Origin of the sequence: Streptomyces chlorus (assembly GCF_042655885.1) — a bacterium.
Classification (GTDB): domain Bacteria; phylum Actinomycetota; class Actinomycetes; order Streptomycetales; family Streptomycetaceae; genus Streptomyces; species Streptomyces chlorus.
Map to the genome: position 1 here is coordinate 124,102 of NZ_JBHSOA010000051.1, position 16,199 is coordinate 140,300.

At 70.1% G+C, this 16,199-nt stretch carries 15 protein-coding genes, 1 tRNA gene and 1 pseudogene; 7 read left to right on the forward strand and 10 right to left on the reverse strand.

Annotated elements, in window-relative coordinates:
- Nucleotides 1–59: 59 nt before the first annotated feature.
- Nucleotides 60–352: pseudogene (locus ACFPZI_RS23185) on the reverse strand (SDR family oxidoreductase); the annotation flags it as partial.
- A 202-nt stretch (nt 353–554) separates the two neighbouring features.
- On the opposite strand from ACFPZI_RS23185, the gene ACFPZI_RS23190 reads away from it, so the two are divergent.
- From ACFPZI_RS23190 to ACFPZI_RS23215, 6 genes are all read left to right on the forward strand, one after another.
- A complete protein-coding gene (locus ACFPZI_RS23190) occupies nt 555–1,574 on the forward strand; it encodes an ABC transporter ATP-binding protein (RefSeq protein WP_381366396.1) in 1,020 nt (339 codons plus the stop codon).
- Nucleotides 1,564–2,481 (forward strand): ABC transporter permease subunit, encoded by a 918-nt coding sequence (locus ACFPZI_RS23195; RefSeq protein WP_381366121.1) that lies wholly within the window; start codon nt 1,564–1,566, stop codon nt 2,479–2,481. Before ACFPZI_RS23190 ends, ACFPZI_RS23195 begins: the two co-directional genes overlap by 11 nt.
- Complete coding sequence (locus tag ACFPZI_RS23200; protein ID WP_381366123.1) at nt 2,478–3,389, forward strand: ABC transporter ATP-binding protein; 912 nt, start codon at nt 2,478–2,480, stop codon at nt 3,387–3,389. Before ACFPZI_RS23195 ends, ACFPZI_RS23200 begins: the two co-directional genes overlap by 4 nt.
- Nucleotides 3,390–3,400: 11 nt before the next feature.
- Nucleotides 3,401–4,120, forward strand: coding sequence for an ABC transporter permease subunit (locus ACFPZI_RS23205; protein WP_381366125.1), 720 nt, complete (start codon nt 3,401–3,403; stop codon nt 4,118–4,120).
- 271 nt (nt 4,121–4,391) lie between these two features.
- The gene (locus ACFPZI_RS23210; RefSeq protein ID WP_381366398.1) at nt 4,392–4,577 is read left to right on the forward strand and encodes an SGM_3592 family protein; all 186 of its coding nucleotides are present in this window, start codon (nt 4,392–4,394) and stop codon (nt 4,575–4,577) included.
- Between the two features lie 369 nt (nt 4,578–4,946).
- Nucleotides 4,947–5,031 (forward strand) — tRNA-Ser (locus ACFPZI_RS23215).
- A gap of 65 nt (nt 5,032–5,096) precedes the next feature.
- Here the strand turns inward: ACFPZI_RS23215 and ACFPZI_RS23220 are convergent.
- From ACFPZI_RS23220 to ACFPZI_RS23260, 9 genes are all read right to left on the reverse strand, one after another.
- Complete coding sequence (locus tag ACFPZI_RS23220; RefSeq protein ID WP_381366127.1) at nt 5,097–5,900, reverse strand: HAD family hydrolase; 804 nt, start codon at nt 5,898–5,900, stop codon at nt 5,097–5,099.
- Nucleotides 5,897–7,174, reverse strand: coding sequence for a serine--tRNA ligase (serS, locus tag ACFPZI_RS23225; RefSeq protein WP_381366130.1), 1,278 nt, complete (start codon nt 7,172–7,174; stop codon nt 5,897–5,899). Before serS ends, ACFPZI_RS23220 begins: the two co-directional genes overlap by 4 nt.
- 597 nt (nt 7,175–7,771) lie before the next feature.
- Nucleotides 7,772–8,704 carry a prephenate dehydratase gene (gene pheA / locus ACFPZI_RS23230; RefSeq protein WP_381366133.1) on the reverse strand — a complete coding sequence of 311 codons (933 nt, stop codon included), beginning with the start codon at nt 8,702–8,704 and terminating at the stop codon, nt 7,772–7,774.
- A 91-nt stretch (nt 8,705–8,795) separates the two neighbouring features.
- Entirely contained in the window at nt 8,796–10,088 is a 1,293-nt protein-coding gene (gene efeB / locus ACFPZI_RS23235; RefSeq protein ID WP_381366136.1) for an iron uptake transporter deferrochelatase/peroxidase subunit, read from the reverse strand.
- Nucleotides 10,089–10,094: 6 nt separating this feature from the next.
- Nucleotides 10,095–12,203, reverse strand: coding sequence for a copper resistance CopC/CopD family protein (locus tag ACFPZI_RS23240; RefSeq protein ID WP_381366139.1), 2,109 nt, complete (start codon nt 12,201–12,203; stop codon nt 10,095–10,097).
- Between the two features lie 13 nt (nt 12,204–12,216).
- A complete protein-coding gene (locus ACFPZI_RS23245; RefSeq protein WP_381366401.1) occupies nt 12,217–12,660 on the reverse strand; it encodes a copper chaperone PCu(A)C in 444 nt (147 codons plus the stop codon).
- Between the two features lie 110 nt (nt 12,661–12,770).
- Nucleotides 12,771–13,421, reverse strand: coding sequence for an SCO family protein (locus ACFPZI_RS23250; RefSeq protein WP_381366142.1), 651 nt, complete (start codon nt 13,419–13,421; stop codon nt 12,771–12,773).
- Nucleotides 13,422–13,513: 92 nt separating this feature from the next.
- Nucleotides 13,514–14,272, reverse strand: a complete 759-nt coding sequence (locus ACFPZI_RS23255) for a YcnI family copper-binding membrane protein (protein ID WP_381366145.1) — start codon at nt 14,270–14,272, stop codon at nt 13,514–13,516.
- Nucleotides 14,273–14,521: 249 nt separating this feature from the next.
- Entirely contained in the window at nt 14,522–15,400 is an 879-nt protein-coding gene (locus tag ACFPZI_RS23260; protein ID WP_381366148.1) for a hypothetical protein, read from the reverse strand.
- Between the two features lie 220 nt (nt 15,401–15,620).
- Between ACFPZI_RS23260 and ACFPZI_RS23265 the strand changes: the two genes are divergently transcribed.
- The gene (locus ACFPZI_RS23265) at nt 15,621–16,085 is read left to right on the forward strand and encodes an ATP-binding protein (protein ID WP_381366151.1); all 465 of its coding nucleotides are present in this window, start codon (nt 15,621–15,623) and stop codon (nt 16,083–16,085) included.
- Nucleotides 16,086–16,199 lie beyond the last annotated feature (114 nt).

The window sequence follows — 16,199 nt, forward strand, 5'->3', positions numbered from 1 at the left end:
CGGCCGACGCGGGCCTGGGGTCTCTGGCCGGCCCTCGTCGCGGCCTCACACCGGCGGCTTCACAGCAGCGGCCTCACCCGAGCGATCCTGCGCAGTGCCCTCGGCATCCACCGCGCCAACACGTACGCGCCGCGTGCCTCCGGGGTCACCGGTGCCACTGCATCGTCCCGCACCACCGCGTGCAGAATCGCGGCGGCGACCTTCTCCGGACCTTTTTTGGAGGATAGTTGCGCAACCCGTAGAGGCGGGCCGCCCGCTGCCTGCGGCGCTGTTTTTCCTCGGCGTCCGCGCCCGTGAAGCGCGCGCTGGAGGTGATGCCGGTGTCGACGATGCCGGGGCAGACGTCCGTCACGTTGACTGCGCTCCGTGCCCGTAGCGTGACACCGTGAATCTGACAGCTCGCCGGAGGCCGGGTCAATAGGCGACTCCTGGCTGTGGACAGCTCCCCGGCGGGAGGATCCCCTACGGGCCCGTACAACCAGAGGGGGATGCCAAGACGGCTCTCCGGGCTGACGACCCGCGTGGCGCGGGTCGCTAACGTCGGGGACGTGACTGTGATCGCGACCGAAAGCCTGAGCAAGCGGTTCCCCAGGGTGACCGCGCTTGACCGGCTCTCCATGGACGTCGGGCCCGGTGTGACCGGACTCGTCGGGGCCAATGGAGCCGGCAAGTCTACATTGATCAAGATCCTTCTGGGTCTTTCCCCCGCCACGGAGGGCCACGCCGAAGTGCTCGGCCTCGACGTCGCGACCGAGGGCGCCGCCATCCGGGAGCGGGTCGGCTACATGCCGGAACACGACTGCCTGCCGCCGGACGTCTCGGCCACCGAGTTCGTGGTCCACATGGCACGCATGTCCGGCCTGCCGCCCACCGCCGCGCGGGAGCGCACCGCGGACACCCTGCGCCATGTCGGCCTGTACGAGGAGCGCTACCGCCCCATGGGCGGCTACTCGACCGGCATGAAGCAGCGCGTGAAGCTCGCGCAGGCCCTGGTGCACGACCCGGACCTGGTCTTCCTGGACGAGCCGACCAACGGCCTCGACCCCGTCGGCCGCGACGAGATGCTCGGCCTGATCCGTCGCATCCACACCGACTTCGGCATCTCGGTCCTGGTCACCTCACACCTTCTGGGCGAACTCGAGCGCACCTGCGACCACGTGGTCGTCGTCGACGGCGGCAAGCTGCTGCGCTCCAGCTCCACCACGGACTTCACGCAGAACACGACCACCCTCGCGATCGAGGTCACCGACACCGACGAGCACCCCGACGGCACCCGCGCGGTGCGCGACGCGCTCCACGCGCGCGGGGTGACCGTCCAGGACAGCAGCGGGCTGCCGGGCTCCGGACACGTCCTCCTGCTCACCGCCCGGGGCGAGGAGACCTACGACCTGGTGCGGGACGTGATCGCCGAGCTCGGACTCGGCCTGGTGCGCATGGAACAGCGTCGCCACCACATTTCCGAGGTCTTCACGAACGACACGGACACCGGCGCGGGCACGGACGCAGGTACAGGTAAAAACACCGGGGCCGGCAACGGCGAGCAGCGGAAGGAGGCGGTCGGCCATGGCGGTTGAGCAGCCCCTGCGGACACCCGCACCGACGTCGGGTGACCAGACCCGGATCCACAACATCGGCTACCGCTCCTACGAGGGCCCCCGCCTCGGCCGCTCCTACGCCAGGCTCTCGCTGTACTCGCAGTCCCTGCGCGGCTCCTACGGCCTCGGCCGCTCGGCGAAGTCCAAGGTGCTGCCGATGCTGCTGTTCGTGGTGATGTGCATCCCCGCCGCCATCATGGTGGCCGTCGCCGTGGCCACCAAGGCGAACGAACTGCCCGTCGACTACACCCGCTACGCGATCATCATGCAGGCCGTGATCAGCCTGTACATCGCCTCGCAGGCACCCCAGTCCGTCTCGCGCGACCTGCGCTTCAAGACCGTGCCGCTGTACTTCTCGCGGCCCATCGAGACCGCCGACTACGTACGCGCCAAGTTCGCGGCCCTGACCTCGGCCCTCTTCATCCTGACCGCCACTCCCCTGCTCGTGCTCTATGTGGGCGCGCTGCTGGCCAAACTCGATTTCACCGACCAGACCAAGGGGTTCGCGCAAGGACTCGTCTCGGTGGCACTGCTCTCCCTGCTCTTCGCCGGCATCAGCCTGGTCATCGCGGCGGTCACCCCGCGTCGCGGCTTCGGCATCGCCGCCGTGATCGCCGTGCTGACCATCTCCTACGGCGCGGTCTCCACCCTCCAGGCGATCGCGCACGTCCAGGACAGCTCCCAGGCGATCGCCTGGATCGGCCTGTTCTCGCCGGTCACCCTCATCGACGGTGTGCAGTCCGCCTTCCTGGGCGCGAGCACCACCTTCCCCGGCGGGACGGGACCGTCGAACGGCGAGGGCGTGGTGTACGTCCTCATCACCCTCGGCCTGATCGCGGCCTGCTACGGCCTTCTGACGCGCCGCTACCGGAAGGTGGGCCTGTGACCACGCTCTCCATCGACCACGTCTCCCGCTGGTTCGGCAACGTGGTCGCTGTCAACGACGTCACCATGACTATTGGCCCCGGCGTTACCGGCCTCCTCGGCCCCAACGGTGCCGGGAAGTCCACCCTCATCAACATGATGGGCGGCTTCCTCGCCCCCTCCACCGGCACCGTCACCCTCGACGGCCAGACCGTGTGGCGCAACGAGAAGATCTACCGGCAGATCGGCATCGTCCCCGAGCGTGAGGGGATGTACGACTTCCTCACGGGCCGCGAGTTCGTCGTCGCCAACGCCGAACTGCACGGACTGGGCGCCAAGGCGGCCCAGCGGGCCCTGGCGACGGTCGAGATGGAGTACGCGCAGGACCGCAAGATCGCCACGTACTCCAAGGGCATGCGGCAGCGCGTGAAGATGGCCTCCGCGCTGGTCCACGAGCCGTCCCTGCTCCTGCTGGACGAACCGTTCAACGGCATGGACCCGCGCCAGCGCATGCAACTGATGGGCCTGCTGCGGCGCATGGGCGACGAGGGCCGCACCGTGCTGTTCTCGTCCCACATCCTCGAAGAGGTCGAGCAGCTCGCCTGGCACATCGAGGTCGTCGTCGCCGGCCGGCACGCGGCCAGCGGCGACTTCCGCAAGATCCGCCGTCTGATGACGGACCGCCCGCACCTTTACCTGGTGCGCTCCAGCGACGACCGCGCCCTCGCGGCCGCGCTGATCGCCGACCCGTCCACGTCCGGCATCGAGATCGACCACAGCGAGGGCGTCCTGCGCATCCAGGCCGTCGACTTCGCCCGCTTCACGTCCCTGCTGCCCAGGGTCGCGAAGGAACACGGCATCCGCCTGCTCACGGTCTCGCCGTCCGACGAGTCCCTCGAGTCCGTCTTCTCGTATCTCGTCGCGGCGTAGGAGGCCGAACCATGTACGACCCCACAGTCGCCCGACTCACCTACCGGGCCCTGCTCGGCCGTCGCCGAGCCCTCATCCTGGGCGCCCTGCCCCTGCTGCTGATCGCGATCTCCGTGGCGGTGCGCGCCCTCGCCGGTGCCGACGACCAGACCGCGGCCGACGTACTCGGCGGGCTGGCGCTCGCCACCATGGTGCCGATCATCGGTGTCATCGCGGGAACCGGCGCGATGGGTCCCGAGATCGACGACGGCTCGGTGGTGTACCTGCTGTCCAAGCCGATCAAGCGCCCCACGATCATCTACACCAAGCTGATCGTGGCGATCGCCGTGACGATGGTCTTCTCGGCGGTGCCCACCCTGATCGCCGGCTTCATCCTCAACGGCAACGGCCAGCAGATCGCTGTCGCCTACACGGTGGCCGCGCTGGTCGCCTCCATCGCGTACGCGGCGCTCTTCCTGCTGCTCGGCACGGTCTCCCGGCACGCGGTGGTGTTCGGGCTGGTCTACGCGCTGGTCTGGGAGGCCCTGTTCGGCTCCCTGGTGCCCGGCGCGCGCACGCTGAGCGTCCAGCAGTGGTCGCTGGCGGTGGCCCAGAAGGTCTCCGGCGGCGACCTGGTCACCTCGGACGTCGGTCTCACGACCGCGACGGTCCTGCTGATCGTCGTCACCGTCCTGGCTACCTGGTACGCCGGTCAGAAGCTGCGCACGCTGACGCTCGCCGGGGAGGAGTGACCTCACCCCGTTCCGCTCCGGCACACCGGGCACGAGGACACCGAGGGCTCCGGCTCACGATCCGACAAAAGGACTGATCGTGATGGCGGGTGGGACAGCCGGGCACGACGAACGACGGGAGCACGAGGGCGAGGACCGACCTGCCCACCGACCTGCCCACGGGCCCGTCCACGGGCCCGACGCCCCACCCGGTCACGGGCCGGACCACCGGGCCCGTGACAGGGACGCCGAGGCCGAGGCTGCGGACAGCGTCTCCACCGTCCCGGACGACGTGGTCCTGGACGACGCCTTCATCCGTGCTGCGGAGACCGCCGAGCCGTCCGCCCGCGCCCGCATGCTGACCGAACGCCGGCGGCACGAGGAGCCGGAGCCGCAGCCCTGGCGCTCCGGCGAGCCGCCGGCGGGCTGGTTCTTCAGCAAGGCACGCCGACGCGGGTGGCGCCGCCGCCGGGAGTGAGCGGGGCAGGTCGGCCGACGGTGGGCGGCCGGCCTGCCCCGCTGACGGCGAGGACGGCGAGGACGGCAAGGCCCTCGTGGCCCTCGGCCCCGCGTTTTTGGCATGATCCAGACGACAGGATCTAAATGAGTGGCACCCCACTCGCCCGGCAGGCAGAGTGGTGGTGTCCGCATCGCCGGGAAGGTCCGGTGTCGTGATCCGGGAGAGGAGCGGGACGATGTCCATGCACGGCAGTACGTCCAGCTCCTGCCAGGGCAGCCGACGGCGGGCTCCGGAGTAGTTCCTGCTCCTTTGCCGAGTCCGCCCCACGGGGAGCTGTCCGGGGCGGCCGCTTCGAGCACGCGCATCAGCCGCGTGGGCCGCCCACCCGGAGGATTGGCCGAGAGGTAAGGCACCGGCTTGCTAAGCCGCGGTCGGGCGAAAGCCCGCGCACGTTCGATTCGTGCATCCTCCGCAAGACGTTGAACTCAGCTCTGCTGAGCCCTCCAGTTCCTGAACGGCTCAGCGGGCGTCGCGTCCTCAGCCCAGCAACCGCTCCAGCACCACCGCGATCCCGTCCTCCTCGTTGGAGGACGTCACCTCGTCGGCCACCGCCCGCAGTTCCTGGTGGGCGTTGGCCATGGCGACGCTGTGCGCGGCCCAGGCGAACATCGGGATGTCGTTGGGCATGTCGCCGAAGGCGATCGTCCCCGCGGCCTTCGCCCCGAGCCGACGAGCGGCCAGGGACAGCCCGGTGGCTTTGGACAGGCCGAGGGGAAGCAGTTCGACGATGCCCTCGCCCGCCATGACGACGGTGACGAAACCGCCCGCAGTGTGGGTGGCCACCTCGGCGAGCTCGTCGTCGGTGAGGGTCGGGTGCTGTATGTACAGCTTGTTCAGGGGCGCCGACCACAGATCCGACGCGTCCGTGAGCGGCGTCGAGGGCAGTCTGCCCGTCACCTCGTAGCCGGGGCCGACCAGCACCTCGCCGTCCAGACCGTCGCGGCTCGCGGCCAGGTGCAGCGGGCCGACCTCCGCCTCGATCTTGGCCAGCGCCACCGCGGCCAGCTGCCGGTCCAGCGTCACCGACGTGAGCAGCCGGTGCGCCCCGGCGTCGTACACCTGGGCGCCCTGGCCGCAGACGGCGAGGCCCTGGTAGCCGAGGTCGTCGAGGATGGGCCGGGTCCAGGGGACCGCGCGGCCGGTGACGACGATGTGGGCGGCGCCCGCCGCGGTGGCCGCGGCGAGCGCGTCCCGGGTGCGGCGGGAGACCGAGTGGTCGTCACGCAGCAGCGTGCCGTCGAGGTCGGTGGCGACGAGTTGGTACGGGAACGGCGTGCTCACTTGGCAACCGGTTCCAGGAGCTCCCGGCCGCCCAGGTACGGACGCAGCACCTCGGGGACCCGCACCGAGCCGTCGGCCTGCTGGTGGTTCTCCAGGATGGCCACGATCGTGCGCGGCACGGCGCACAGGGTGCCGTTGAGCGTGGCGAGCGGGCGCACCTGCTTGCCGTCCCTGACGCGGATCTGGAGCCGGCGGGACTGGTATTCGGTGCAGTCCGAGGTCGAGGTCAGCTCGCGGTACTTGCCCTGGGTCGGGATCCACGCCTCGCAGTCGTACTTCCGCGCGGCGGAGGACCCCAGGTCGCCCGAGGCGACGTCGATCACGCGGAACGGCAGCTCCAGCGACGTCAGCCACTGCTTCTCCCATTCCAGCAGCCGCTGGTGCTCCTCTTGCGACTCCTCCGGAGTGACGTAGGAGAACATCTCGACCTTGTCGAACTGATGTACGCGGAAGATGCCGCGGGTGTCCTTGCCGTGCGAGCCGGCCTCGCGCCGGAAGCAGGGCGAGAAGCCCGCGTAGCGGAGCGGCAGCCGGTCGGCGTCGATGATCTCGTCCATGTGGTACGCGGCGAGCGGCACCTCGGACGTGCCGACCAGGTAGAGGTCGTCCTTCTCGAGGTGGTAGACGTCCTGGGCCGCCTGGCCGAGGAAGCCGGTGCCCGCCATGGACTGGGGCCGGACCAGGGCCGGTGTCAGCATCGGGATGAAGCCGGCCGCAGTGGCCTGGGCGATCGCGGCGTTCACCAGAGCCAACTCGAGCAGGGCACCGACGCCGGTCAGGAAGTAGAAGCGCGACCCGGAGACCTTGGCGCCGCGCTCGACGTCGATGGCGCCGAGGATCTGGCCGAGCTCCAGGTGGTCCTTGGGCTCGAAGCCCTCGGCGCCGAAGTCGCGGGCAGTGCCGTGCGTCTCCAGCGTGACGAAGTCCTCCTCGCCGCCGACGGGGACGTCGGGGTGGACGAGGTTGCTCAGCCTGCCCAGAAGCTCCTGCGTCTCGGCCGCTGCCGCGTCTCGCTCCGCGTCGGCCGCCTTGACGTCGGCCGCGAGGGTGCCGGCCCTCTTCAGCAGTTCGGCCTTCTCGTCGCCGGTCGCCTTGGGGATGAGCTTGCCGAGCGCCTTCTGTTCGGCGCGCAGCTCGTCGAAGCGGACGCCGGACGACCTGCGCCGTTCGTCGGCGGACAGGAGGGAGTCGACGAGCGCGACATCCTCTCCACGGGCGCGCTGCGAAGCGCGCACACGGTCGGGGTCCTCACGGAGCAGGCGAAGGTCAATCACGCGGTCAAGGCTACCGGTGTGTGGTGACGCCCCACGACTCACTATTCCACCGGAGCCGCTCGTGTCCCGTTATGGGTGAATTGCACAGTGTGTCCATAGAGGTTGAGCTGAGGTCGTCATGGGGCATCCCGAGGGGGCACTTGGTGTCCATCGGGGACAAGGAGAGTGGCCCACTCCCTGGGGAGAGTCGGTTCGCAGGCTGCCCGTTGACTGGAATCCCTTGCGGAAACGGGATTCGGGGTCCGGTTGTCCACAGGTGTCCACAAGGTTCGGGAAGTTATCCACAGGGTGTGAAGAAAGCCTGTGGACTTCGGAATGAACCATTCCGAAACGCGCGACCGGAGGCGAGGATTCCCGTCGCGAACTCTCTCTTACCTCCACTTTCGGGCGGAAAGTGGTCACCCTGAAGGGTTGACGAAAGGAAAAGGGTGAACGAAGGGTGCCCGCCGGGCGAGTGAACGCGATCATGGACAGTAGGGGGATTTGTCGATGAAACGGCACAGCGCTGTCGACTTGTCCCCGGATCGAGAAGTTGCCCTGTGGATAACTTCTGTGGATAACGAAAATCAGAAAATAGGACTGATAGGACTGGAAATTTCAGAACCGGCCGTCCTGGCAGCGCGCCACCCAGTCCGCCGCGGACGCGAATTCGTCGTCCGAGGTTCCGGGCAGCGGCTTCCGTACCTCAGCCGGCCCCGCATCCGCACGCGGGTACGAACCGAGGAAGCGCACCTGAAGGCAGACCCGCTTGAGACCCATCAGGGTCTCGGCCACCCTGCGGTCCGAGATATGGCCCTCGGCGTCGATGCAGAAGCAGTAATTGCCGATACCGGCACCGGTGGGCCGGGACTGGAGCAGCATCAGGTTGACGCCGCGCGTGGCGAACTCGCCCAGCAGATCGCGCAGCCCACCGGGGTGGTCGTCACGCTGCCACACCACGATGGACGTCTTGTCCGCACCGGTGGGTGCGGCGGGGCGTGCGGGCCGTCCGACCAGGACGAAGCGGGTCTGGGCGTTCTCCGCATCGTGGATCCCGGTCTCCAGGGCCTCCAGCCCGTACCGGGCCGCCGCGAACTCGCCGGCGAAGGCCGCGTCGTACCGGCCCTCCTGCACCAGCCGGGCCCCGTCCGCATTGGAGGCGGCCGATTCCCAGACGACGTCCGGGAGGTGCTTCTTCAGCCAGTTGCGGACCTGTGGCTGGGCGGCGGGGTGGGCGGTGACGGACTTGATCTCCGACAGTCTGGTGCCGGGGCGGACGAGCAGCGCGAAGGTGATCGACAGCAGCACCTCGCGGTAGATCGTCAGCGGGGTGCCCGCGACCAGTTCGTCGAGGGTGGTGGTGATGCCGCCCTCGACGGAGTTCTCGATGGGGACGAACGCGGCCTCGGCCTCCCCGGCGCGTACCGCGTCGAGCGCGGACTGTACGGACACGTGCGGGATCAGCTCCCGGGTGGCCGCCTCCGGGAGAGTACGCAGGGCGACTTCGGTGAAGGTGCCCTCGGGGCCGAGATACGCATAGCTCGCTGGCATGACCTCACCCTAATGGGCCCACGCCGAGGGCATCCCCGGATGTCCTCCCAGGAGTGACATGCGAGTGGCATGCGAGTGATGCGGGGCCACCTCATCCCTCCAGCAACCGCTGCCCCACATACTCGCTCTCCGCCGCGCCGCCCGGCACGGCGTACAGTCCGCTCGCCTCGTGCCGGAGGAACGGCGTCAGCGCGTCGCCCCGGTCGAGCTTGCGCTGCACCGGCACGAAGCCGCGCAGCGGGTCGGCCTGCCAGCAGACGAACAGCAGACCCGCGTCGGGCACGCCGTCCGTGTCGATGCCGTCGTGGTACGAGAGGGGGCGTCGGAGCATCGCCGCGCCACCGTTCTGGTCGGGGCGGGTGATCCGGGCGTGGGCGTTGATGGGGACCACCAGATTGCCCGCGGAGTCCGTCTTCTCCAGGTCCATCTCGGAGATTTCGGTGCCTCCGGACAATGGCGCCCCGTCGGACTTTCGGCGGCCGACAACGGCCTCCTGCTCCTTGACCGCGAGCTTCTCCCAGTCGTCGAGCAGCATGCGGATACGGCGTACGACCACGTAGGAGCCGTTCGCCATCCAGGCGGGGGCACCGTTCGCCGGTACGAAGATCCGCTGGTCGAAGTCGGATTCGGACGGCTTGGGGTTGCGTGTGCCGTCGATCTGGCCCATCAGGTTGCGGGCGGTCATCGGGCGGGTGGTGGCGCCGGGTGAGCGGTTGAACCCGTTCATCTGCCAGCGCACTCTGGCCGCCGAACCGGCGTCCTTCTGCACGGCGCGCAGTGCGTGGAAGGCGACCAGGGCGTCATGGGCGCCGATCTGCACCCACAGGTCGCCGTTGCTGCGGGCCTTGTCGAGGTGGTCCGAGGAGAAGTCGGGCAGCGGGTCCAGAGCCACCGGACGCTGCTTCTCCAGTCCGGTGCGGGCGAAGAAGCTATGGCCGAAGCCGAAGGTGAGGGTCAGGGAGGAGGGGCCTGCGTCCTGCGCCACACCGGTGTCGCCATCGGCGCTCGGCTCGCCTGCCATGAGCCGCCGAGCCGTGTCCGACCAGCGGCGCAGCAGGGCAGCCGCCTCCCTGCGCCCGGCACCCGGGGCGAGGTCGAACGCGATGAGATGACCGCGGGCCGGGAGCCCTTCGGTGATACCGGGCTGATGTTTCCCGTGAAACATTGCACGGCCCTCACCCACGGAGGCCAGCGGGGTGGCTTCGGCCGGTGTGGCGGCGTAGCCCACGGCACCGCCCGCAGCACCGAGCACGAGCCCGGTGGCCCCGGCGGTGCCGAGCAGACGGCGCCGGGAGATGCCCTCCCGGCCGATGGGTGCGGCGGCGCCTTCCCGGGGTTCCGGCGCCGCGGGGATGCGGGCCTCCGAAATGGACTGGTCAGCCATGGTGGTTCAGCCGATCTGTGCGTTCTTCGAGACGGTCACCTGATCGATGTCGGAGGTCCGCACGGTCACCTCGACGGTCCAGTCGCCCGCCATGGGGATCTGCACTCCGCTCGCCGACCAGTGTCCGGTGGCGAGGCGGTCGGGGACGACGGGCAGCGGCCCGATGTCCTTCGCGGAGAGGGTGAGGGCGACCGTGATCTCGGGGACGTCGAAGGCCTTGCCGTCGGTCCGCTCCGCATAGACGTGCAGGTCGTTGCCACCCACGCGCGCGGGGTCCAGGTCGATGGTGACGACGCCCTTGCTGTTCTTGCCGCCGGTGTCGAACGGCATGTTCAGGGTCACCGCACCGGTCCCCTGGGCGGACGAGGACGAGGGCGACGACGGGGCCGAGGACGACGAGGCGGCCGTCTCGGCCTCCTGCTCCGTACGCCCTGGTTCGGTCTGTGTCAGCACGGTGGTGAGCGCGAGCAGGACGACGGCGATACCGGCCTCGGCGAGCACGGAGCGACGCAGTCCGAAGCGGTTCGGGTCGGAGTCCCGCAGTCGCTTCTGCCGGGCGGTCGCCACGGCGGCCCGCTGCCGGGCGAGCTGCGCGGCGCGCGCGGAGTCCCCGCCGGCCTTCGCCCCGGCCCCCGACTTCTCCGACCGGACCTCGGCAGGCCCCGTGTCGGCCGCGGGCTTCTTCCGTTCGGTGTCGGTGTCGGTGTCGGTGTCGGTGTCGGTGTCGGCCGAGGCTGCGGAGGCGGCCGAGGCCTTCTCCGTACCGGCCTTGGCCTTCCCGGTACCGGTGGCCCCGGTACCTTCCTGTCCTGCCCCATCCCTGGCGGCCGACACCGCCGCCACGGTTTCCTCCTGCTCCTCCCGGAGCGTCACCGGCGCACCGGGCTCCGCCAGTCGGGCCGTCCACCTCCGGGAGGCGTACGCGATCCCGACCATGACCACCACGAGCCCGATCTTGACGAGCAGCAACTGCCCGTACCGGGTGTCGGTGAACGCCGACCAGGAGCCGAGCTGCCGCCAGCTCTGGTAGATCCCGGTGACGACCAGCGCGACCACACTGCCGAACGCGAGCCGCGAGAACCGCTGGACGGCGGCCGTGTCGACCGCGGTGTCGGCGGGTGCGCGGTAGAGCGCGACGAGCAGGGCGGTGAGCCCGCCGAGCCAGGCGGCGACGGCCAGCAGGTGGACGACGTCGACCGGCATCGCGATGCCCGGCTGGAGTCCCTGGGAGGCGTGCTCGGACATGGCCCAGCTCGCGGCGAGCCCGGCCGCCACGACCGTCCCTCCGATGGCGAGCCCGAAGGACAGGTCCCGCTTCTCCTCGTCGTTCCGCTGGTACTGGGCGGCGCCGAAGAGCACCGCGATGAACAGCGCCGCCGCGGCGAGCAGCAGCAGCCGTGACACGAGCGCCGCGCCGGTCTTGGTCTGCAGCACCTCGCTGAGCAGCGTCAGGTCGAAGATGTCGCCGACCTTCCCGGAGCTCGTGTATGAACCGCGCAGGAGCAGCAGTGCGAGGGTGGCCGCGGTGAGCGTGAGCCACCCGGAGACGACCAGCCGCTGCACCGCCCGTACCCCGGAGCCGCGCCGCCAGCAGGCGAGTACGAAGGCGGCCCCGCCGACCATGACCACGAACCCGGCGTACGACAGGTACCGTCCGGTGCCGTACAGCGAGCCGACCAGTCCGTCGTCGGAGGCCTGGACGGAGGCTTCGACGGAGGTCTCCGAGGGGGCCCCGACGGAGAAGGTGAAGGCGCCGGCGACGGGATGGCTGTCCGCGGACACCACCTGGTAGGTGACGGTGTAGGTGCCGTCGGGCAGCCCGCCGAACAGCTGCACGGTGTACGTGGTGCCGCTCGCGTCGGCCGGGTCGCCCTTGTCGACCCGCTCGCCCTTGGGATCGAGGACACGCAGGGCGTCGTCGCTCACCGCGACCGGTTCGGAGAAGGTGAGCGAGACCTGGGCGGGGGCCTTGTCGACCACCGTCCCCTGCCGGGGATCGCTGCCGGTCAGCGCGGCGTGCGCGGAGGCGGGAGCGGCCCCGGCGAGGAGCGCGCCGGTGACGGCCAGGAACAGCAGCACCAGTGTCCGGACGCGGGGGGCGATGGTCTGGGTCACAGGGGTTTCTCCCTCAGTGTCCGTGCTTCGGGGTGTAGGTGGCAGGCTTCACCGGAATCTCGACCGTGACGGGGTCGGAATGGGTGAAGCGCAGCTCGACGGAGACCTTCTGACCCTGCTTCGGCCGCCGTGTCAGCTGCTCGAACATCAGATGATTGCCTCCACTCTCGAGCACGAGGCTGCCGTGGGCCGGGATGTCGAGCGCGTCGGCCTCCTGCATGGCCCCGTCGACGGTCTCGTGCACGGTGACGCGGTCGGCGGCGTCACTGCTGACCGAGGTCAGCTGGTCGGCCGCGCCGCCCTTGTTGCTGATGACGAGAAATCCGGCCGCCATGTCCGAGACCGGCTGCGGCATGTACGCGGAGCCGACGGACAGGTCCGCCTCGCCGTCCGAGCCCGAGCTGTCCGAGTCCGAGCCACCGCAGCCGGCGAGGGTCAGCACCCCGGCGACGGCCACCGTCGCGAAGGCGTGCGGCCTCCCAAGGGGCCGCTTCCCGGTGAGCCGCTTCCCCGCGAGAGGCCTCGCCTCGGACCGCCTCACCGCATGAGGCTTTCCCGCAAGCCGTCTCACGGGTTCTCACCCTTGATGATCTTGGGGAGGTCCGCGGTGTAGTCCTCGACGGTGGCGTCCTCGCCGTAGAGGAGGTAGCCGCCGTCGGTCTTCGGGGAGAAGGCGATGACCTGGGTGCCGTGGTCGGAGACGACCTGGCCCTTGTCGTCCTTGCGCGGCGCGTTGATCGAGATGCCGAGGGTGCGGGCGCCGGCCTGGATCGTGTCGAAGTCGCCGGTCAGGCCGACGACCTGGGAGTCGATGCCCTTGAGCCACTTGCCGAGCGCGGCGGAAGTGTCCCGCCCGGGGTCGGTGGTGACGAACACGACCCGCAGCTCGTCCTGCTGGTCCTGGGACAGCTGCTTCTTGGCCACCGCGAGGTTGTTCATGGTCAGCGGGCAGACGTCGGGGCAATGTGTGTAGCCGAAGTAGACCAGCGTGGGCTTGCCGGCGGTCTCCGCGCGGAAGTCGTACTCCTTGCCCTGCGTGTCGGTGAGGACGAGGTCCGGCTTCTCGAACGGCTTGTCGAGGACCGTGGCGGCCTTCTCCGCGCCGGCCTCCTCGGAGACCACGGCGACGGGCTTGCCGCCGTCGCCGCTGCCGCAGGCGGAGAGGGTCAGGGTGGCGGCGGCGAGCAGGGCCGCTGCCACGGAAGTCTTCTTGCGCATGATGGTGTCCAGAATGTAGGTGCTCCGGCGCGCACCGGGGCTCCACGGGGCCGTGGGCGGCCCCGGTGCGCGCCGTTGAACAGAGGGAGGGCTCAGGCGTCGGCGCGCCGACGCCCGGCGAGTACGCCGTAGGCGACACCCGCGGCGCCGACCACGATGCCGACGATGCCCAGGACCCGGGCGGTGGTGTCCGTGCCACCCGCGTCCTCGGAGTCGGCCGCCGCGGTGGTCTCCGCGGAGGCGTCCTCGGTGTTCTCGTCGGACTTGGCGTCCTCGGCCTCGCCGTCCGACGTACCGTGCGCGTGACCGTCGGCGGAGGCCTCGGCCAGGGCGAGCACGGGGGCCGGGAAGTCGGGCTCCTCCTGGTCCTCCTTCGGCACCTCGATCCAGCGGACGACCTCCTTGTTGGAGTACGTCTGCAGCGCCTTGAAGACCAGTTCGTCGGCGTCCTCGGGCAGTGTGCCGACGGACACCGGGAACTTCTGGAAGAAGCCGGGTTCGATGCCGTCGCCGTCGGCGGTCCAGGTGACCTTGGTGACGGCCTCGTCGATCTTCTTGCCGTGCATCTCCAGCGGCTTGTCCAGCTTGGACTTGGTGACCTTGACGTCCCAGCCGTCGACCGGCTGTGGCATCACGGAGGCCAGCGGGTGGTCGGTCGGGAAGGTCACCTCGAGCTTGGTCGTCGACGCGTTGTCGCGCTCGTTGGGGACCTTGAAGTTCACGACCGCGTAACCGCCCTTGGCCGCCTCGCCCTCGGGCTGCACGCTGACGTGCGCGAAGGCGGGGGCGGACAGGGTGAGGACGGCGACACCGGCGACGGCGCCGACGGCGGCGATACGAGAAGCCTTCATGGCAGAAGCACTCCGCTTCAGTTGGTTTTCGCTGACGGTCAGGGATTTGCGTACGGTGCGTACGTCTCCGCCCGTCGGCGGCGACCGGGCCACAGACGGCTCGTCGTACGAGGAAAGTACGAGCGGAGCGAGCCAGAAGTACGAGGGAAGTACGCGGGAAAGCGGGCGCACACGCGCGTGCCGTGCCGCACGCGGGCGCCCCTCTCCCGGCCGGAGATCCGGCGGTGGCGGAGTGGCGGCCCGGGCGCGTCAGGCGGCGAGGGCGAGTGCGGTACCGGCCGGGGGCGGACCCCGGCGGATCACCGTGTGCTGGAGTGCGGTGGTACGGGGCGTGGACGGCACCGCCGGTACGGTGCGCAACCGGCGCGGGGCCACCTGCGGAGCCCCCGGGAGACCCGCGCGCAGGGCGAGCACCAGTGCGAGTGCCGCGCGAAGAGACCGTACGAGGGCGCCCTCTGCGACGCCGTGCGCGGACAGTTCGGTGAGCCGCAGCAGAGCCAGGTCGCCGCGGCGCAGCAGCCAGCCGGTGGCGAGTGCCACGAGGACGTGCATGAGCAGCATCGGCAGGGACGGCAGCAGCGGCATCGACGAGGCCGCGGCCGAGGGGTCCGTGGCGAGGGTCAGGACGCCGTCCTGGGCATGCCCTCCGTGGATGCCGCCGGCCATGCTCCCCTTATCGGCGGTGTCCGGGTGGATCCGGGCGTCGGTGAGGATGCGCTGCGCCTGTGCGGGGCTGATGGCAGCCGTGCCCGCACCGCACAGCAGCCGGGCCGCCTGCTCGATCAGCGAGGCGTCGGACATGGCTGCGGACACGGACTCGGACGACGATGCGTTCGCGGTGGTCGCGGCGCCGTGCTGGCCGATGCCGAACGTGGTGTGCAGCACCGTCTGGCAGACCGCCAGCAGAGTGGCGATGCCCGGAAGGGACCGCGCACGTCCGGCGAGCGGTACCGCGGTCACGAAGGTCCCGAAGAATCCGATGCCGAGCGTCCACAGCGGAAGGGCGGCGTGGGAGGCGAGTGTGTGGCCTGCCCCGGCCAGCACGACGCAGACCGCGGCGAACACCGCGGCCCGCAGCATCCGGAGCCCGCGTCCGGAGCGCATCGTGTGCGGATGGGGGGCAGTCATGGCGGCCTCATCATCGCACTGGGCCTCCGGCCGCCGTACGGCAGGTCCGCAAGGAGAGCTACGGCCGGAAGATCACTTATGTGGTGAGGTGCCCTACATACACCGGTCGGCTCCACGGCGCACCCGCCATATGGGGGTTATCACGTCAGCGGGACGCTTACAAGCGTGTACGCAGGGCAATAGGTAACGGTATGTCGAGCCGCGGCCGGGAGGCTGGAGCATGAGCATCTGGTGGTCACTCCATCTGCGCCGTGATGCTGCGAGTGTGCCGCTCGCGCGTCGCCTTCTTCTCGGCGCGATGGAGACCGCGGGCGTCGACCCCGATATCTCCTACGACCTCTCCGTCGCCCTCACCGAAGCCTGTGCGAACGCCGTCGAGCACGGCGGGGGCGCCGCCCGGGGAGGGTTCTCGGAGGCGTATCGGGTGACCGCCTATCTCGAGGGCGAGAAGTGCCGTATCGAGGTCGCCGACGTGGGCCCCGGCTTTCCCGCCGTGGCCGGCGGCCGCGCCCACCCGCCGGCCCACCCCGCGCCGTACGACGCGGAACACGGCCGCGGCCTCTGTCTCATCCAGGAGCTCGCCGACCACGTCCACATCGGCAACAAGCCCGATCGGGGCGGCGCCGTGGTGAGCTTCGACAAGATCCTCAAATGGCGGAAGGGCGCGCCGCTGATGGCGGTGTGACCTCACCACAGGATCGGGAATCCGCGGGCGCGCGGAAGCACACCTGATCGCACCGAGCCCGATCACGGTGCACCTGATCACACTGCGGCCAGGCACCCCGCGCGGGGTGCCCGG

Coding starts and splice junctions, on each gene's coding strand:
- efeB (WP_381366136.1), bottom strand. CDS start 10,088: ATGGCTGACCAGTCCATTTCGGAGGCCCGCATCCCCGCGGCGCCGGAA.
- ACFPZI_RS23260 (WP_381366148.1), bottom strand. CDS start 15,400: ATGACTGCCCCCCATCCGCACACGATGCGCTCCGGACGCGGGCTCCGG.
- pheA (WP_381366133.1), bottom strand. CDS start 8,704: ATGCCAGCGAGCTATGCGTATCTCGGCCCCGAGGGCACCTTCACCGAA.
- ACFPZI_RS23265 (WP_381366151.1), top strand. CDS start 15,621: ATGAGCATCTGGTGGTCACTCCATCTGCGCCGTGATGCTGCGAGTGTG.
- ACFPZI_RS23255 (WP_381366145.1), bottom strand. CDS start 14,272: ATGAAGGCTTCTCGTATCGCCGCCGTCGGCGCCGTCGCCGGTGTCGCC.
- ACFPZI_RS23250 (WP_381366142.1), bottom strand. CDS start 13,421: ATGCGCAAGAAGACTTCCGTGGCAGCGGCCCTGCTCGCCGCCGCCACC.
- ACFPZI_RS23195 (WP_381366121.1), top strand. CDS start 1,564: ATGGCGGTTGAGCAGCCCCTGCGGACACCCGCACCGACGTCGGGTGAC.
- ACFPZI_RS23205 (WP_381366125.1), top strand. CDS start 3,401: ATGTACGACCCCACAGTCGCCCGACTCACCTACCGGGCCCTGCTCGGC.